Source organism: Pseudomonas sp. NFACC45 (assembly GCF_900113505.1).
In the GTDB taxonomy this organism is placed as follows: Bacteria; Pseudomonadota; Gammaproteobacteria; order Pseudomonadales; family Pseudomonadaceae; genus Aquipseudomonas; species Aquipseudomonas tehranensis.
On the sequence record NZ_FOPO01000003.1, the window covers coordinates 142,933 to 160,153 of the forward strand.

General features: G+C 61.2%; 13 protein-coding genes. 7 read left to right on the forward strand and 6 right to left on the reverse strand.

Annotated features, from left to right (window positions below):
* Positions 1–203: 203 nt before the first annotated feature.
* From treP to tadA, 7 genes are all read left to right on the forward strand, one after another.
* Positions 204–1,646, forward strand: coding sequence for a PTS system trehalose-specific EIIBC component (treP, locus tag BM132_RS06275; protein ID WP_092454062.1), 1,443 nt, complete (start codon positions 204–206; stop codon positions 1,644–1,646).
* Between the two features lie 72 nt (positions 1,647–1,718).
* The gene (gene treC / locus BM132_RS06280; protein ID WP_092454064.1) at positions 1,719–3,362 is read left to right on the forward strand and encodes an alpha,alpha-phosphotrehalase; all 1,644 of its coding nucleotides are present in this window, start codon (positions 1,719–1,721) and stop codon (positions 3,360–3,362) included.
* A 141-nt stretch (positions 3,363–3,503) separates the two neighbouring features.
* Positions 3,504–4,727: a maltoporin gene (locus BM132_RS06285; protein WP_092454066.1), complete on the forward strand. Its 1,224-nt coding sequence runs from the start codon at positions 3,504–3,506 to the stop codon at positions 4,725–4,727.
* Between the two features lie 71 nt (positions 4,728–4,798).
* Complete coding sequence (gene ptsP / locus BM132_RS06290) at positions 4,799–7,333, forward strand: phosphoenolpyruvate--protein phosphotransferase (protein WP_092454068.1); 2,535 nt, start codon at positions 4,799–4,801, stop codon at positions 7,331–7,333.
* A 2-nt stretch (positions 7,334–7,335) separates the two neighbouring features.
* On the forward strand, positions 7,336–7,623 hold the full coding sequence (locus tag BM132_RS06295) for a PTS sugar transporter subunit IIB (protein WP_092454070.1): 288 nt from the start codon (positions 7,336–7,338) through the stop codon (positions 7,621–7,623).
* Positions 7,624–7,802: 179 nt separating this feature from the next.
* The gene (locus BM132_RS06300) at positions 7,803–9,179 is read left to right on the forward strand and encodes a multicopper oxidase family protein (protein WP_092454072.1); all 1,377 of its coding nucleotides are present in this window, start codon (positions 7,803–7,805) and stop codon (positions 9,177–9,179) included.
* Complete coding sequence (gene tadA, locus BM132_RS06305) at positions 9,179–9,676, forward strand: tRNA adenosine(34) deaminase TadA (RefSeq protein WP_092454074.1); 498 nt, start codon at positions 9,179–9,181, stop codon at positions 9,674–9,676. The genes BM132_RS06300 and tadA overlap by 1 nt, the downstream gene beginning before the upstream one ends.
* Before the next feature lie 169 nt (positions 9,677–9,845).
* On the opposite strand, the gene cmoB is transcribed toward tadA, so the two are convergent.
* The 6 genes from cmoB to BM132_RS06335 all read right to left on the reverse strand — a co-directional run bounded on the left by cmoB (position 9,846) and on the right by BM132_RS06335 (position 16,843).
* On the reverse strand, positions 9,846–10,802 hold the full coding sequence (cmoB, locus tag BM132_RS06310) for a tRNA 5-methoxyuridine(34)/uridine 5-oxyacetic acid(34) synthase CmoB (RefSeq protein ID WP_092402651.1): 957 nt from the start codon (positions 10,800–10,802) through the stop codon (positions 9,846–9,848).
* Positions 10,799–11,542, reverse strand: a complete 744-nt coding sequence (gene cmoA / locus BM132_RS06315; protein ID WP_092454076.1) for a carboxy-S-adenosyl-L-methionine synthase CmoA — start codon at positions 11,540–11,542, stop codon at positions 10,799–10,801. The genes cmoB and cmoA overlap by 4 nt, the downstream gene beginning before the upstream one ends.
* 95 nt (positions 11,543–11,637) lie before the next feature.
* A complete protein-coding gene (locus BM132_RS06320; protein ID WP_092402655.1) occupies positions 11,638–12,273 on the reverse strand; it encodes a lysoplasmalogenase in 636 nt (211 codons plus the stop codon).
* A 2-nt stretch (positions 12,274–12,275) separates the two neighbouring features.
* Complete coding sequence (locus BM132_RS06325; protein WP_092402658.1) at positions 12,276–12,668, reverse strand: protease inhibitor I42 family protein; 393 nt, start codon at positions 12,666–12,668, stop codon at positions 12,276–12,278.
* A gap of 209 nt (positions 12,669–12,877) precedes the next feature.
* Complete coding sequence (lon, locus tag BM132_RS06330; RefSeq protein ID WP_092454078.1) at positions 12,878–15,292, reverse strand: endopeptidase La; 2,415 nt, start codon at positions 15,290–15,292, stop codon at positions 12,878–12,880.
* Between the two features lie 237 nt (positions 15,293–15,529).
* The gene (locus BM132_RS06335; RefSeq protein WP_092454080.1) at positions 15,530–16,843 is read right to left on the reverse strand and encodes an MFS transporter; all 1,314 of its coding nucleotides are present in this window, start codon (positions 16,841–16,843) and stop codon (positions 15,530–15,532) included.
* Between the last annotated feature and the right edge of the window lie 378 nt (positions 16,844–17,221).

The window sequence follows — 17,221 nt, forward strand, 5'->3', positions numbered from 1 at the left end:
TAAGGGGCAAGTGGGGGAGTTGTCCATTCGGCTGTCGTTATTTGATGGCAGGAGCGTAGGACGTTTCCTGTTTTATCAGGAGGTATCATAAACAATTTCAAAACTCGTCTGTACGAGTTGTTGATTTAACTCGTACAGACGAGTACTTTCTCTTCCACGTGCTGTCGACTCTCAATAACAAGAATGACGCGGAAGAAAAAAGCATGAGCCACGACTACCCCAAAATCGCCAGTGAGCTGCTGCAAAGCCTCGGTGGCGTCGACAATATCGAGCAGGCCGCCCATTGCGTGACGCGCCTGCGCCTGTCCCTCAAGGACGCCGCGCGGGTGGACAGCGCCGCGCTGAACCAGATTGACCTGGTCAAGGGCTCGTTTTTTACCGGCGGGCTGTTCCAGGTGGTCATCGGGCCGGGCGAAGTGGAGAAGGTCTACGCTGCCCTGCGGGAACTGACTGGCCTTGCGGCCGCGACCATTGCCGACGTCAAGCGCCAGGGCGCGCAGAAGGGCAACGGCATGCAGCGCCTGGTACGTGTGCTTTCCGACGTGTTCATGCCGATCCTGCCCGCACTGGTGATCGCCGGTCTGTTGATGGGCGTCAACAACCTGCTGGGCGCCAAGGGCATGTTCATTGCCGACCAGACGTTGCTCGACGCGTATCCGAACCTGGACGGTGTCTGGAGCCTGATCAACCTGATGGCCAACACGTCCTTCGTCTTTCTTCCGGCCCTGGTGGGATGGTCGGCGGCCAAGCGTTTTGGCGGCAGTGAAATCCTCGGCATCGTGCTGGGCCTGATGCTGGTCCACCCGGACCTGCTCAACGCCTGGAACTACGGCAAGGCCGTGGCGGGACTGGACGGCCAGAGCCTGCCCTATTTCGATATCTTCGGCTGGTTCCGGATCGAAAAAGTCGGCTATCAGGGGCAGATCCTGCCGATCCTGCTCGCGGCCTATGTCATGAGCGTGATCGAGAAGTGGTTGCGTGCCAGGGTGCCCAACGCCATCCAGCTGCTGGTGATTCCCATCACCACCATCGTGGTCACCGGGGTGCTGGCCCTCGCTATCATTGGGCCGGTCACCCGGCACCTCGGGATCCTGATCACCGAAGGCATGGTGGCGTTGTTCGACCTGGCGCCAGTGATTGGCGGCGCGATTTTCGGCCTGCTCTATGCGCCACTGGTGGTCACCGGCATGCACCACATGTTCCTGGCGGTGGACCTTCAGTTGATCTCGACCCAGGGCGGGACCTTTATCTGGCCGATGATCGTCATGTCCAACCTGGCCCAGGGTAGCGCGGCGCTGGCGGTGTTCTACATGACCCGCAATGTCCGGGACAAGAGCATGGCGTCCACCTCGGCGATTTCCGCTTACTTCGGCATCACGGAACCTGCGATGTTCGGGGTCAACCTGCGCTACAAATTCCCCTTTTACTGCGCCTTGGCCGGCTCGGCCCTGGGCTGCATTTTCCTCTCGTTGAACAAGATCAAGGCTTCGGCCATTGGCGTAGGAGGCTTGCCGGGTTTCATTTCAATCGTTCCCGACGCCATACCGATGTTCGTGATCGGCATGGTCATCGCCATGAGCGTGCCCTTTGCCCTGACCTGTGCATTGAGCATGAAGATCGTCCGGCCGGGATATCGGGTCGCCTGACACTTGTGAGATCCGGGCTGGCCCGCGATGAGGCCCCCGGATCAGTAGCAAACAGACTGAAGGAATCTCGCCATGCAAGACTGGCAACGCTCAGTGATCTACCAGATTTATCCGAAGAGTTTCTACAGCCATGGCGGCCAGGCAACCGGTGATTTGCTGGGCGTCGTGGACAAGCTCGACTACCTGCACTGGCTGGGTGTGGATTACCTGTGGCTCACCCCTTTCCTGCGTTCCCCACAACGGGACAATGGCTACGACATCAGCGATTACTACGCCATTGACCCCAGCTACGGCACCATGGCCGATTGCGAGTTGTTGATTGCCGAAGCCCACAGGCGCGGCATCAAGCTGATGCTCGATATCGTGGTCAACCACACTTCCATCGAGCATCCCTGGTTCCAGGCCGCCCGCAGCAGCCTCGACAACCCATACCGTGATTTCTATATCTGGCGCGACCAGCCCAACAGTTGGGAGTCAAAATTCGGTGGTTCTGCCTGGGAGTACGAAGCGCAGACCGGGCAGTATTACTTGCACCTGTTCGACCACACCCAGGCCGATCTGAATTGGGACAACCCTCAGGTGCGCGCCGAAGTGTTCAAGATGATGCGCTTCTGGCGGGACAAGGGCGTGGGTGGTTTCCGTCTCGATGTGATCAATCTGATCTCCAAGCCGGCCGACTTTCCTGACGATCACACCGATGGCCGACGTTTCTATACCGATGGCCCGAACGTACACCGCTATCTGCAGGACATGCACCGGGAAGTCTTCGATGGTTTCGACCTGATCAACGTCGGCGAGATGTCGTCCACCAACCTTGAACACTGCATTCGTTACTCGTGCCCGGACTCACGGGAGTTGTCGATGACCTTCAACTTCCATCATTTGAAAGTGGATTACCCGAACCTGCAAAAGTGGGTGCGGGCCGACTTCGACTTTCTTGAACTCAAGCGCATCCTTTCCGACTGGCAGATCGGCATGCAGGCCGGTGGCGGCTGGAACGCACTGTTCTGGTGTAACCACGATCAGCCGCGGGTGGTATCGCGTTTCGGCCATGACGGAGAGTATCGGGTGGTCTCGGCGAAGATGCTCGCCACCGCGCTGCACTTTCTCCAGGGCACGCCCTTCGTGTACCAGGGCGAGGAACTGGGGATGACCAATCCGGGCTTCGATCACATCGATCAATACCGCGATGTGGAAACCCTGAACATCTACCGCCTCAAGCGCAACGCCGGTGTGCCTGAAGCCGAGGCCATGGCGCCGATCATGCAAAAGTCCCGCGACAACGGGCGCACGCCGATGCAATGGACTGCCGGGCCGAACGCCGGCTTCAGCCATGCCCAACCCTGGATCGACGTACCCGACAATGCGGCCTTCATCAACGTCGAGCAGCAACTGCAAGACTCGACCTCGGTGCTGCATTACTACCGTCGCTTGATTGCCCTGCGCCGCAGCGAAGCGCTGATCCAGGACGGGGTCTATCGCCTGCTACTGCCCGAGCATCCCCATGTGTGGGCGTACCTGCGCGAAGGGCAAGGCGAGCGCCTGCTGGTCGTCAGCCACTTTTATGGTGGCGACTGCGAAGTCCAGTTGCCCGAAGGGATTCTCTCCGGAGGCACGAAGCAACGATGGGTGATCGGCAACTACGACCGCCAACACCGTGAGCGACGATTGTTCCTACGCCCCTACGAGTCGTTTGTGTTGCACCTGAGCGACTGAATAAACGTCATTTCTGACGACGCATTGCTTGATAGCGACCACGTTGCGCTCGACGCACCGTGTGCCCTTTGTCGTCCATTTGTTGGCAGGCGAAGGCAGATTGAAGTGCATCAAAAAACAATAAAAAAGAAAGGGCGGCATATGAAAACAACAATAAATCGTGGACTTGCGGTGTCTTGTATCTGCCTGACATTGCCATTCCCGGCCCAGGCTCTGGAGTTCTCCGGCTACCTGCGCAGTGGCGTCGGCAGCGCCACCAATGGCCGCTCCCAATCCTGTTTCCAGTTGCCCGGGGCGCAAAGCAAATACCGATTGGGCAACGAGTGCGAACAATATGGCGAACTGGAGCTGCGCCAGGATCTTTTCACCCTCGACGATGGCTCGGTGCTGAGCGTGGATGGCATGGCGTCGCTGTATAACCGTTACGACCGCACGCCGACTTTCCAGGGCGAAAACGGTGCGGCACGGATGCCGCAGATGTATGCCCAGTGGTCGAACATGCCCAGCCTGAACGGAGGCTCGCTCTGGGCCGGTCGGCGTTACTACAAACGTAACGACATCCATATTTCCGATTTCTACTACTGGAACCAGAGCGCCACCGGGGCCGGAATCGAGGACGTGTTGATCGGCGGGCTGAAATACAGCTACGCCTTTTCGCGCAAGGACAACCTGTACCAGAAAGATCCGGTCAACCGGCATGATTTCAACGTCGGGGGCTTCGATACCAACCCCGGTGGCGAGCTGGAGTTCGGCGTGAGCTTCATCGACCAAGCGAATCGTCGCGACGCTCATCGCGGTTGGGCCTTGACCGCCCAGCATGTGCAGCAGGGCTTCCTTGGCGGCAAGAATAAACTGGCCTTGCAATATGGCGAAGGGCCCGGCACCGGGCTGGGTTATACCGGCGACACCGGGCTGGACGACAGCAACAAAAGCTATCGTCTGGTGGAGTTTTTCGATTGGCAGATCACGCCGCGTTTCGGCGGGCAAGTGCAGGCGGTGTACCAGAAGGACATTCGCCCCGAGGGTGCCGACCAGGACTGGCTGTCGTTGGGGGTTCGCCCGGCCTACGCCATCACTGATCAGTTCAAGCTGGTGGCCGAACTGGGTCATGATCAAGTGCAGGCCAGTGATGGAACGCGCAAGCTGAGCAAATTCACCTTTGCCCCTACTTGGTCGCCCAAGGGCCCGGAATTCTGGGCTCGCCCGGAAGTACGACTGTATTACACCTACGCCAGTTGGAACGCGGCGGCCCAGCGCGCAGCTAATGAATTGGCGGCCGGTTCGGCGCTGTCCGACACCGGTGCATTTGGCGGCACGCGGCATGGTTCCAACGTGGGCGTGCAGGTCGAGTACTGGTGGAAATGACCCGTGTGGCGCGGGTCGGTGGACTTTCCATGCCCGCGATGCGAAAAGAACAGACAGCAGCAGGTGAAGTCATGAACACAACGCAACCTTTGCAATTGCTCGCACCGTTGTCCGGGGTCTTGATGCCCTTGGACAACGTGCCTGATCCGGTCTTCTCCAACCGTGTAGTGGGGGATGGAATCTGCATCGATCCAACTTCGCAGACCCTTTGCGCGCCGCTCTCCGGTGTCGTCGGCACGCTCCAGGACAGCGCCCATGCGGTGAGTGTCACCGGTGACAACGGCGTTCAGGTGTTGATGCACATCGGCTTGGACACGGTGAACCTGGCGGGCAAGGGCTTTACTTCCCGGGTAGAAATAGGTCAACGAGTCGAGGTCGGGCAACCACTGATCGATTTCGATGCCGACTACATCGCCTTGCACGCGCGCAGTCTGTTGACGTTGATGCTGGTGGTCACTGGCGAAGACTTCATCCTGATACTGGCCCAGTCGTCCTGTGTGGAAAGCGGTCAGCCGCTGTTGCAGGTGAGTCAAGGGACACAAGGGCAGGACGCACAGGCGCAACAGGGCTCGGTGCTGTTTTCCAAGGCGCTGATCCTGCCGAATAACAGCGGTCTGCATGCGCGTCCCGCTGCGGTGTTCGCCCAGGCAGCCAAAGGCTTTGATGCGGACATCTGCTTGCACAAGCAGCAAGCCAGCGCCAATGCCAAATCCGTGGTGGCGATCATGGCGTTGCAAACGGGCCAGGGCGACAGTTTGCAGATCAGTGCCGCCGGTCCACAGGCCGAACAGGCGCTTGAGGCACTGACGCAACTATTGTTGGCGGGCTGCGGCGAATCCGTCCGGGCGCAGCCAACGCCAGAAGTGCCCATGTGCGTCGAATCGCCCACGCCTGATCGCTGGCAAGGCGTGTGTGCCTCGCCAGGCTCGGTGTCGGGCGTGGTGGTGCAGATCGCCACCCAGACGTTGGAAGTGCAAGAGCCAGGTGCGGGAATCGAGGCCGAGCAGGCCCTTCTGGACCAGGCGTTGAACCAGGCGAACCAGGCATTGAAGGCGTTGCAGAGCGAGAGTGCGGGCAGCGTCCAGGCCCAGATTTTTAGCGCTCATCAGGAGTTGCTGGAAGACCCCACCTTGCTGGAGCAGGCTCGGAATTTGATCGTCGAAGGCAAGAGTGCGGCCTTTGCCTGGAAAACCACGACCGAAACCACCGCCAGGCAGTTCCAGCAATCGGGCAGTGCCCTGCTGGCCGAGCGCGCGATGGACCTGTCCGATGTCGGGCATCGGGTCCTCAAGCTGATTCTCGGCGTACGGGACCACGTCTGGGATCTGCCCGAGCAGGCGATTCTGGTGGCCGCGCAGCTGACGCCATCCCAGACCGCCAACCTGGACACCTCGCGAATCGCCGGTTTCGTCACGGTGGGTGGCGGTGCTACCAGCCATGTGGCGATCCTGGCCCGTGCGCTGGGCCTGCCGTCGTTGTGTGGTGTGCCTGAGCAGGTATTGACCCTCGCCAACGGCACCCCGGTGTTGCTGGACGCCGACAGCGGCGAACTGCACTTGAATCCAGATCCGATGCGGATTGAACAACTCCAGGCCTCCCGTGACCGACAGTTGCGACGGCAGCGGCGTGACCTTGAACAATCGGCCTTGGCGGCCCGTACCCTTGATGGTCATCGAGTCGAGGTGAGTGCCAATGTGGGGTCGTTACAGGACGTGGAGCAGGCCATGACCCTGGGAGGCGAAGGTGTCGGGTTGTTGCGCTCCGAACTGCTTTACCTCGATCGCGCGCACCCACCTGGTCATCACGAGCAAGCGGCCTTGTACAGCGCCGTCGCTCGGGCCCTGGGGGCCGAGCGCAACCTGGTGGTGCGTACCCTGGATGTGGGTGGGGACAAGCCGCTGGCCTATGTGCCAATGGCCCGCGAGGCCAATCCGTTCTTGGGCATGCGCGGTATTCGCCTGTGCCTGGAGCGCCCCCAGTTGTTGCGCGAACAGTTCCGGGCAATTCTCGCCTGTTCGGGCCTAACGCGGCTGCACATCATGCTGCCAATGGTCACCCAACTGTCGGAGTTGCGCGTGGCGCGGCAGATGCTGGACGAAGAAGTGCGCAACCTGGGCCTGCCGCAAACGCCGAAGCTGGGCATCATGATCGAAGTTCCGGCGGCGGCCCTGATGGCCGACCTGTTTGCTCCTGAAGTGGATTTCTTCTCCATCGGGACCAACGACCTGACCCAATACACCCTGGCCATGGATCGCGACCACCCGCGCTTGGCCAGCCAGGCCGATGGCCTGCATCCGTCGGTGCTGCGCCTGATTGCCCGGACGGTCGAGGCCGCTCACGCCCATGGCAAATGGGTCGGGGTGTGTGGCGCGCTGGCGTCGGAAACCTTGGCGGTGCCGGTGTTACTGGGCCTTGGCGTGGATGAGCTATCGGTCAGTGTGCCGTTGATTCCGGCCATCAAGGCCTGCGTGCGTGAATGGGATCTTAGCGAATGCCGTACGCTGGCCCAACAGGCCTTGGGCCAGGAAAGCGCCGAGCAAGTGCGCGACCTCTTGCGTATTCATTCACCCACGGCCAGTCCGGCCACCCTGGCCATGGAGCATTGAACATGTTCGACAAACTGCAACAGGCATTCTGGAAAGCCCTGACCCCGGACCTGGTACCGGAAGAGCCCAGGCCAGCGACAGCGGTTGATGAGCTGTCACCGGCCATCATCGCTGCGCTGGGCGGCGTGGATAACCTCAAATCCCATCAGCCGGTGGCATTGACGCGGCTGCGGGTGGAATTGCGAGATGTGGAACGAATCGACCGGCCAGCGCTGAGTGCGGCCGGGGTGGCCGGGGTGATGACGCTGGGAAACGGCGTGGTGCATCTGATTACCGGCTTGCAAGCCTGAGCCGGAGCCTGCGGTAATCGATCTGTGGCAAGGAAATCAATACCCTCGCCACAGATTGTCCATCAGCAGGATGGCATCCCTTGGTCATAACCGCTCTTACTGTTTCTCATCTGCGGGTGTATCGTATTCGCCTTTTGCGGACCTGCCGGTTCGCCGCAGATTCAAAGGTGGTTGCGTTCATGTCCTTTACCCGTCGCCAAATACTCGGTGGCCTGGCCGGTCTTGTTGTCGTTGGCGTGGGTGCAGGTGGGGCATCGCGGTATTGGTTGGGCAAGATGGCCGATGCCGAGGCCGGTCACGACTATGAGTTGATCGCGGCTCCGCTGGACGTCGAGCTGGTGGCCGGGCACAAGACCCAGGCCTGGGCGTTTGGTCCGTCGGCACCGGGCACCGAATTGCGGGTGCGCCAGGGCGAATGGTTGCGGGTGCGCTTCATCAATCACCTGCCGGTGGCGACCACCATTCACTGGCACGGTATCCGGCTGCCGCTGGAGATGGACGGCGTGCCGTATGTCTCGCAATTGCCGGTGCTGCCGGGTGAGTATTTCGATTACAAGTTCCGCGTGCCGGACGCCGGCAGCTACTGGTATCACCCCCACGTCAACAGCAGCGAAGAACTGGGTCGCGGGCTTGTCGGGCCCTTGATTGTCGAAGAGCGCGAGCCCACCGGCTTCAAATACGAGCAGACCCTGAGCCTGAAGAACTGGCATGTGGATGAGCAAGGCGAGTTCGTCGCTTTCAGCATTCCCCGTGAAGCAGCCCGTGGCGGGACGGCCGGGCGTCTGTCGACCATCAACGGCGTGTCGCTGCCGGTCATTGATCTGCCGGCCGGACAGATCACCCGGGTACGCTTGCTGAACCTGGACAATACCCTGACTTATCGCATCAACATTCCTGGCGTCGAGGCGCAGATCTACGCCCTGGACGGCAACCCGGTCGAGCCGCGCCCGTTGGGCAAGGAATACTGGCTGGGGCCGGGCATGCGTATTTGTCTGGCGATCAAGACGCCGCCGGCCGGGGAAGAGTTGTCATTACGCAATGGCCCGGTGCGCCTGGGCACGTTGCGCTCCGTGCCCAACAACGAAGCGCCGGCCCAGTGGCCGCCCGCGCTGCCACCTAACCCGGTGGCTGAGCCCGACCTGGCCAATGCCGAGAAACTCAACTTCAATTTCGAGTGGGTCGGTTCGGTGTCGGTCAACGTCGACAACGGCAAACCGCCCAGCCTTTGGCAGATCAACGGCAAGGCCTGGGACATCACCGACAAGACCTGCGCCGACCGGCCAATCGCCACGCTGAAGAAAGGCCAGAGTTACATTTTTGAATTGAAGAACATGACTCAGTACCAGCATCCGATCCATTTGCACGGCATGAGCTTCAAAGTGATTGCTTCCAACCGGCACAAGGTCATCCCGTATTTCACCGACACCTATCTGCTGGGCAAGAACGAGCGGGCGCAAGTCGCGCTGGTGGCGGATAACCCGGGGGTGTGGATGTTCCATTGCCATGTGATCGACCACATGGAAACCGGCCTGATGGCCGCCATCGAGGTGGCGTGATGCGCCAGATTCGTCCTGCCCGGATCATTGATCGCAGCCGTGACCAGGATTTCATGCGTGAAGCCCTGGCCCTCGCCGCACAAGGCGCGGCCCTGGGGGAAGTGCCGGTGGGCGCGGTGCTGGTGCAGGACGGTGAGATCATCGGGCGCGGCTTCAACTGCCCGATCAGCGGACATGACCCCAGCGCCCACGCGGAAATGGTCGCCATCCGCGCCGCCGCCCAGGCCGTGAGCAACTATCGCCTGCCCGGCAGCACCCTCTATGTGACGCTGGAGCCCTGCAGCATGTGCGCCGGCCTCATCGTCCACTCGCGCATCGCCCGGGTCGTCTACGGCGCCCTGGAGCCCAAGGCCGGCATCGTGCAGAGCCAGGGGCAGTTTTTCAGCCAGGGCTTTCTGAATCATCGAGTGATGTTCGAGGGCGGGGTGCTGGCTGAAGAGTGCAGTGCGATGTTGAGTGAGTTTTTCAAGGCTCGCCGGGCCAAATCCCAACATTGAACAACTGACCCTGTGGCGAGGGAGCTTGCTCCCGCTGGGCTGCGCAGCAGCCTCAAACCATCCACCACCGGGCATCAGAAAAAACCGGCTGGCAGGTTTTACGACTGCTGCGCAGCCGAGCGGGAGCAAGCTCCCTCGCCACAATGACTGGCACACCCCTTAAGTGAGGTTATTTACGCGCCACAATCACCGCCCGCATCGGCGCAGGCAGGCCTTCGATGGTCTTGCTGTGGTCGGCCGGGTCGAGAAAGTCGCTCAGCGACTGATATTTCATCCACTCAGTGCCGCGCTGTTCTTCCACCGTCGTGACGCTCACGTCGACGCAACGCACATCGCTGAACCCGGCGCGGCGCAGCCAGCGTTCCAGGGCCGGGACCGAAGGCAGGAACCAGACGTTACGCATCTGCGCGTAGCGATCCTCGGGCACTAGCACCTGATGTTCGTCGCCCTCGATCACCAATGTTTCCAATACCAGTTCTCCGCCCTTGACCAGGCAATCCTTGAGCGCCAGCAAATGCTCGATTGGCGAGCGGCGATGGTAGAACACGCCCATGGAAAACACCGTATCGAAGCCTTCCAGCTCCGGCGGCAGGGCCTCGAATGGGAAAGGCAGGTGCCAGGCGTTGGGCTGCGAGAGGTAGCGCTGCACCGCCTGGAACTGGCAGAAGAACAGCCAGTTGGGGTCGACGCCGATCACCGTATCGGCCCCGGCGCCGAGCATCCGCCACATGTAATAACCGTTGCCACAGCCCACATCGAGAATACGCTTGCCCGTCAGGTCCAGGTGCGGGGCCACCCGCGACCACTTCCAGTCCGAACGCCATTCGGTGTCAACGTGCACGCCAAACAGGTCGAAAGGCCCCTTGCGCCACGGTGACAGGCCCATCAGCGCGGTGCGCATCTGCGCACGGGTTTCGTCGCTGCAATCGGTGTCGAGGGTCAGGCCGTTCAGCAGGTCGACCCGGCTCGGTTGCAGCACTGGCAAGGCATCGAGGGCGCTCTGCCAGCGCTCCAGGTCGCCATGACCCTTTTCCATTTTGCTGTCCAGTTGCGTTTGCAACGTCGCGGCCCAATCGGCCAGGGGGGTGCCGGCCAGATGGCGGGCCAGGGGAGACAGATCAATCATGGCAGGGCAATCAACGAGGCAAAATTAAGACACTGGAACCACGGCACGACTTTCGAGAAACCGGCCGCCAGCAGGCGTTCGCGGTGTTCTTCGAGGCTGTCGGGCTTCATGACGTTTTCGATGGCGCTGCGTTTCTGGGCGATTTCCAGCTCGCTGTAACCGTTGGCGCGCTTGAACGCCACATGCAGGTCGCTGAGCAGCGCGTGTTCTTGTTCATCGTTAAAGCGCAGCTTTTCCGAGAGGATCAATGCACCGCCGGGCAGCAGGGACTGGCGGATGCGGCTCAACAAGGCGGTACGTTGATCCGGCGCGATGAATTGCAGGGTGAAGTTCAGCGCAACCACCGAGGCCGGCTGGAACGTCAGGGCGAGGATGTCGCCTTCGATCACTTCAACCGGTAGCAACTCCTGGAACATCGAGTCCTGGCCGTTAAGGTACTCGCGGCAACGTTCGACCATCGCCGCCGAGTTATCCACCGCAATCACCCGGCAACCGTCGGTGCGCACATGGCGGCGCAGCGCCTGGGTCACCGCGCCCAGGGACGAACCCAAGTCGTAGAGGACGCTGCCCGGCTGGGCAAACTGCGCGGCGAGCACGCCAAGGTTTTCGACGATGGTCGGGTAACCCGGCACCGAACGCTTGATCATGTCCGGAAACACCCGCACCACGTCCTCGTTAAAGGCGAAGTCAGGCACCTGGGCCAGGGGCTGGGCGAATAGACGATCGGGTTCTTTGCTCACGGCAGTTCCAGCGGCATGGGTGGTGAAAAGGCCGGCATTTTAACCAAAAAACCTCTGGGAGCGAGCCTTTGTGGGAGGCAAGCTTGCTCGCTGGCTCAATGCGGTTTTTGGCTGAACGCTGATGCCGCAATCCCCCACTGGCCCAGCCAGTAGCTGATGATGATCAGGTAAGGCGCGGCATGAAAGGGCGCCACGAAGCGGTTGATGCCAATGACACTGTCGGAAAATACGAACGCCAGGGCCCCGGCAGCGGCCAGCCAGGCCGAACGCTCGGGGACTTCGGTGCCCAATCGCGCCAGCGCACGCCAGAGCATGGCGCTGATGGCCAGGCCATAGACAATCACCGGGACCAGCAAAGGCCCGAGACCGCTCGATATCAGAATCCCCAGCAGCGTTGCGCCAAGCCCCAAGGCCAGGGCCAGCGAGAGCAACGCCGGACGGCGACAGTCGCTGAGGTAGGCTTTCAGATAGGCCAGGTGCGCCAGCAGAAACGCGCCAAGGCCGAACACGAACAGATCCCCGGGCCAAGCCAGCAGCACATCGCCCACCAGCGAGAAAATCAATCCCAGGCTGATCCAGCGTCGATATTCGCTGGGTGGCGCATCGTGCAGCCAGCCGAGCAGGGCCAGTACTGGCATCGGCTTGACCAGCAGGCACAGCAGGGTGGCATGCACTGTGAGCCCATACACATAGGTGGCCGCGCCCATCAATGCAAGGATCAGCCAACCCATGGTCAATTCACCGAAATGGCGCAGTCGAAGGTTTCCACCGGCGGTACTTCAGGTGCCCAGGGCTGTTGATAAGTCAGGCGCAAGCGACCGGTTCCTGCCGTAAATGCCTGGAAACGCCAGGTTGATACCCCGGCCGCGCCGACGATGCCGGCGTCTTCCGGATTGCGGTAAACCTCAGGTCCCAAGGCCTTCAGCACGCCGCCGGCCGAGTCCTGGATCGCCCAGCGATAACCGGTGCTGGGGTTGCTGGGCAAATTCAGGATCAGGTTCTGGCCGTTAGTGAGCTGCACCGGGCACTGGCTCAGTTTTTCCACGGTCACGTTGTGTTTCGGTTGCGTGGCACAGGCGCTCAGCAGGGCAAGGCTTAAAGGGACGAGCAGGCGGGTGAGGGACATAAGGGCTCCGGCATTCACGACGAACGGCGAGCATAACCGAAGATGCTACTGGGTGTGTCAGATGGGGATGTGTTGTTGCTCATGGCCCCATCGCGAGCAGGCTCGCTCCCACATGGGGCCGTGTGGATCACAAGTTCTGCGAACAACACAAAATCCACTGTGGGAGCGAGCCTGCTCGCGATGGGGCCTGCACGGACGCTACAGAACTGTCAGAACAACACCTTCGCCACATCGGCAAACCGCTTGGCAAAGTGCACGGTGACGCCTTCCTTGAGGTAGTCCGGCAGTTCTTCGAAGTTGCCCCGGTTGGCTTCCGGCAGGATCAGCTCATTGATTTTCTGCCGTCGCGCGGCGATCACTTTCTCGCGCACTCCACCAATCGGCAGCACGTGCCCGGTGAGGGTCAGTTCGCCGGTCATGGCCACGCCTTTTTTCGGCGCCTGGTTGCGAGCCAGGGACAGCAAGGCGCTGGCCATGGTTACCCCAGCACTCGGACCGTCCTTGGGGGTGGCGCCTTCCGGTACGTGCAAGTGAACGAAGGCTTCGTCGAAGAACTTCGGATCGCCGCCAAATTGCTTCAAATGCGAGCTGACGTAGCTGTGGGCGATTTCCGCTGACTCCTTCATCACCTCCCCCAGTTGCCCGGTGAGCTTGAAGCCGCGATTGAGCGTGTGGATGCGCGTCGCTTCGATCGGCAGAGTCGCGCCGCCCATGCTGGTCCAGGCCAGGCCGGTAATCACACCGATGCCGGACAGCACTTGCTCGTTGCGGAACACCGGCTTGCCCAGGGATGCCTCGAGGTCCTTGGGCCCGAGCTTGATCACGGCCTTCGGGTCGTCGATCAGTTTCATCACCGCCTTGCGCACCAGCTTGCCCAGCTGTTTCTCCAGCTGGCGCACCCCAGCTTCACGGGCATAGCCGTCGATCAGGGCCTTGAGAGCGCTGTCGGTGATACTCAGGCTGCCTTTGGCCACACCAGCCTTGGCCAGTTGTTTGGGCCACAAATGGCGTTTGGCGATGGCGATCTTTTCTTCGGTGATATAACCCGACAGGCGAATCACTTCCATCCGGTCCAGCAGTGGCCCGGGGATCGAGTCCAGGGTGTTGGCGGTGCACACGAAGAGCACTTTCGACAGGTCCAGGCGCAGGTCCAGGTAGTGATCGAGGAATTCGACGTTCTGCTCTGGGTCGAGGGTTTCCAGCAGGGCCGAGGCCGGATCGCCCTGGTAGCTCTGGCCCATCTTGTCGATCTCGTCGAGCATGATCACCGGGTTCATCACTTCGACGTCCTTGAGCGCCTGCACCAGTTTGCCCGGCTGGGCACCGATGTAGGTGCGTCGATGGCCCTTGATTTCGGCTTCATCGCGCATGCCGCCGACGCTGAAGCGGTAAAACGGCCGGCCCAGGGTTTCGGCGATGGACTTGCCGACGCTGGTCTTGCCCACCCCCGGCGGTCCCACCAGCAGCACGATGGAACCGCTGATTTCACCTTTATAGGCACCCACGGCGAGAAACTCGAGGATGCGGTCCTTTATGTCCCCCAGTCCTGCGTGGTGCTGGTCGAGCACCTTGCGCGCGTGCTTGAGGTCGAGCTTGTCCTGGCCATACACGCCCCACGGCACCGACGTCGCCCAATCGAGGTAATTGCGGGTGACGGCGTATTCCGGCGAGCCGGTTTCCAGGATCGAGAGCTTGTTCATTTCCTCTTCGATGCGCTTTTGCGCCTGGGCCGGCAGGTCCTTGCCCTCCAGCCGTTGCTCGAATTGTTCGAGATCGGCGCTGCGGTCGTCCTTGGTCAGCCCCAGCTCTTGCTGGATAACCTTCAACTGCTCCTTGAGGAAGAATTCGCGCTGATGTTCGCCAATCTTGTTATTGACCTCAGCAGAAATCTCCTTCTGCAGCCGCGCGACTTCAACTTCCTTGCGCAGCATCGGCAGCACTTTTTCCATGCGCTTGAGCATGGGGACGCAATCGAGCACTTCCTGCAACTCACTGCCGGTGGCCGAGGTGAGCGCAGCGGCAAAGTCAGTCAGGGGCGACGGGTCGTTGGGGCTGAAGCGGTTGAGATAGTTCTTCAGCTCTTCGCTGTACAGCGGATTGAGTGGAAGCAGTTCCTTGATCGCATTGATCAGCGCCATGCCATATGCCTTGACCTCGTCGGTCGGCTCGCTTGGCTGGTGCGGGTATTCGACTTCCACCAGGTACGGTGGGCGATGGTGCTTGAGCCAGGTACGGATGCGCACGCGGGTCAGGCCCTGGGCGACGAACTGCAGTTTGCCGCCTTCGCGACTGGCGTGGTGCACCTTGACCAGCGTGCCGTACAGCGGCAACGCCGACGTGTCGAAGTGGCGCGGATCTTCCTGGGGCGTGTCCATGAAAAACAGCGCCAGGGAATGATGTTCGGATTTGGCGACCAATTCCAGGGTTTCAGCCCAGGGTTCCTCATTGACAATGACCGGCAGCACCTGGGCCGGGAAGAACGGGCGATTGTGGATTGGAATGATGTAGACCTTGTCCGGCAGGTTCTGGCCGGGCAGGGCCAGGCCGGTGCCGGAGGAGGTGTGTTCGATGTGTTCGGGGTCGGCGTAATCGTTCGTGGCTTCGGTAGAGTGCTGGTCGCTCATGGGGCACCTGCGCAATGGAGTATGGGTCTTAGATGGGGCAGGTGAGGGGTGGTTTCAATGGTGGACGATTGTTAGCTGTTATTTCATTGGCGGGTTTGACATCCGTAGGAGCTGTCGAGCGAAGCGAGGCTGCGATCTTTTGATCTTTCACTTGGACCTCGAGCGTTTGTGGAAAGATCGCAGCCTCGCTTCGCTCGTCAGCTCCTACGCAGTTTGGGGTTCGCGTCAGTCTTCAGGTCAGGCGACCCTGTTCAAATCGTTATGGCGCGTCTCCTTCAGGCACAGCACGGCGATCACGCTGAGCACCGCGGCCCCCGAGACATAACCGCCAACGTAACTCAAGCCGCCCATGGCCACCAGTTTCTGGGCAAAGAACGGGGCGGCCGAAGCGCCGACGATGCCGCCCAGGTTATAGGCGGCCGAGGCGCCGGTGTAGCGCACATGGGTGGGGAACAGTTCCGGTAGCAAGGCGCCCATGGGGGCGAAAGTCACGCCCATCAGAAACAGCTCGATGCACAGGAACAGCGCCACGCCCCAGGTCGTGCCCTGGGTCAGCAAGGGTTCCATGAGGAACCCCGAGGCAATTGCCAGCACACCCCCGATGATCAGAATCGGTTTGCGCCCGTAGCGGTCGCTGGCCCAGGCCGACAGCGGCGTCGCGGCGGCCATGAACAGCACTGCAAAGCACAGCAGGCCGAGGAAGGTTTCGCGGCTGTAGCCGAGGGTGGATACGCCGTAGCTCAGGGAAAACACGGTCGAGATGTAGAACAGCGCATAACACACCACCATCGCCGCCGCCCCCAGCAACGTCGGCGCCCAGTATTGGCTGAACAGCTCGATCAGCGGGACTTTCACCCGTTCCTGGCGGGCCATGGCATCGGCGAATACGGGGGTTTCATGAAGCTTGAGTCGTACATAGAGGCCGACGATCACCAGCACCGCACTGAGCAGGAACGGGATCCGCCAGCCCCAGGAACGGAACTGCTCGTCGTCCAGAGTCATAGCCAGGGTCAGGAACAATCCGTTGGCCGCCAGAAAGCCGATCGAGGGCCCCAGTTGGGGAAACATGCCGAACCAGGCGCGTTTGCCCTTGGGCGCGTTCTCGGTGGCGAGCAACGCCGCGCCACCCCATTCACCGCCCAGGCCTAGCCCCTGGCCAAAACGCAGCACGCACAGCAGGATCGGCGCCCAGGCGCCAATGCTGGCGTAACCGGGCAGCACGCCGATCAGCGTGGTACACACACCCATCAGCAGCAGGGACGCCACCAGCGTGGACTTGCGCCCGATCCGGTCGCCGAAGTGGCCGAACAGCGCCGAGCCCAACGGGCGAGCGAGGAAGGCGATGCCGAACGTCAGGAAGGACGAGAGCATTTGTGCCGTGCCTGAAGTCTGCGGGAAGAACACCGGCCCGATCACCAGGGCCGCGGCCGTGGCGTAGACGTAGAAGTCATAGAACTCGATGGCCGTGCCGATGAAACTGGCGGTCGCCACGCGGGTGGCGGAGTTCGTCGGCGGCGCAGACACAGCTTCGTTGCAAGTGGTCGTTGTCATGCGGTTATCCCTGACAGTCATGTGCTCCATTGGAGCGAATTATTATGGTCGAACTCCCTCGGGCCGCTGGCGCTGTTTCCGGTAGGAACAGTCCCAGGGTTGATGCAGATTTTGCCGATGGACTGGCCGAAACCGGTTGGGTGCGGGGTAAGCACAAGGTTCGGGCGGCGCTGGATAAGCGGGTTGAGTATAGGAAGGGTGCTAACGATTCAACAAGAGAGCCCCAACGCAATAGTGGCGCTTGCGCACAACCCCTGTGGCGAGGGAGCGTGCTCCCGCTGGCGCGCGCAGGACACGCAGGAGCTGTGTAGGAGCTGTCGAGTGCAACGAGGCTGCGATCTCTCCCCAAACACTTGAGTCTCAAGCGAAAGATCAAAA

Excerpts from the sequence above, each read along its gene's own strand:
- BM132_RS06335 (WP_092454080.1), bottom strand. The coding sequence starts at position 16,843 with ATGACAACGACCACTTGCAACGAAGCTGTGTCTGCGCCGCCGACGAAC.
- treP (WP_092454062.1), top strand. The coding sequence starts at position 204 with ATGAGCCACGACTACCCCAAAATCGCCAGTGAGCTGCTGCAAAGCCTC.
- cmoB (WP_092402651.1), bottom strand. The coding sequence starts at position 10,802 with ATGATTGATCTGTCTCCCCTGGCCCGCCATCTGGCCGGCACCCCCCTG.
- tadA (WP_092454074.1), top strand. The coding sequence starts at position 9,179 with ATGCGCCAGATTCGTCCTGCCCGGATCATTGATCGCAGCCGTGACCAG.
- BM132_RS06320 (WP_092402655.1), bottom strand. The coding sequence starts at position 12,273 with ATGGGTTGGCTGATCCTTGCATTGATGGGCGCGGCCACCTATGTGTAT.
- treC (WP_092454064.1), top strand. The coding sequence starts at position 1,719 with ATGCAAGACTGGCAACGCTCAGTGATCTACCAGATTTATCCGAAGAGT.
- lon (WP_092454078.1), bottom strand. The coding sequence starts at position 15,292 with ATGAGCGACCAGCACTCTACCGAAGCCACGAACGATTACGCCGACCCC.
- BM132_RS06295 (WP_092454070.1), top strand. The coding sequence starts at position 7,336 with ATGTTCGACAAACTGCAACAGGCATTCTGGAAAGCCCTGACCCCGGAC.
- BM132_RS06300 (WP_092454072.1), top strand. The coding sequence starts at position 7,803 with ATGTCCTTTACCCGTCGCCAAATACTCGGTGGCCTGGCCGGTCTTGTT.
- ptsP (WP_092454068.1), top strand. The coding sequence starts at position 4,799 with ATGAACACAACGCAACCTTTGCAATTGCTCGCACCGTTGTCCGGGGTC.
- BM132_RS06325 (WP_092402658.1), bottom strand. The coding sequence starts at position 12,668 with ATGTCCCTCACCCGCCTGCTCGTCCCTTTAAGCCTTGCCCTGCTGAGC.
- BM132_RS06285 (WP_092454066.1), top strand. The coding sequence starts at position 3,504 with ATGAAAACAACAATAAATCGTGGACTTGCGGTGTCTTGTATCTGCCTG.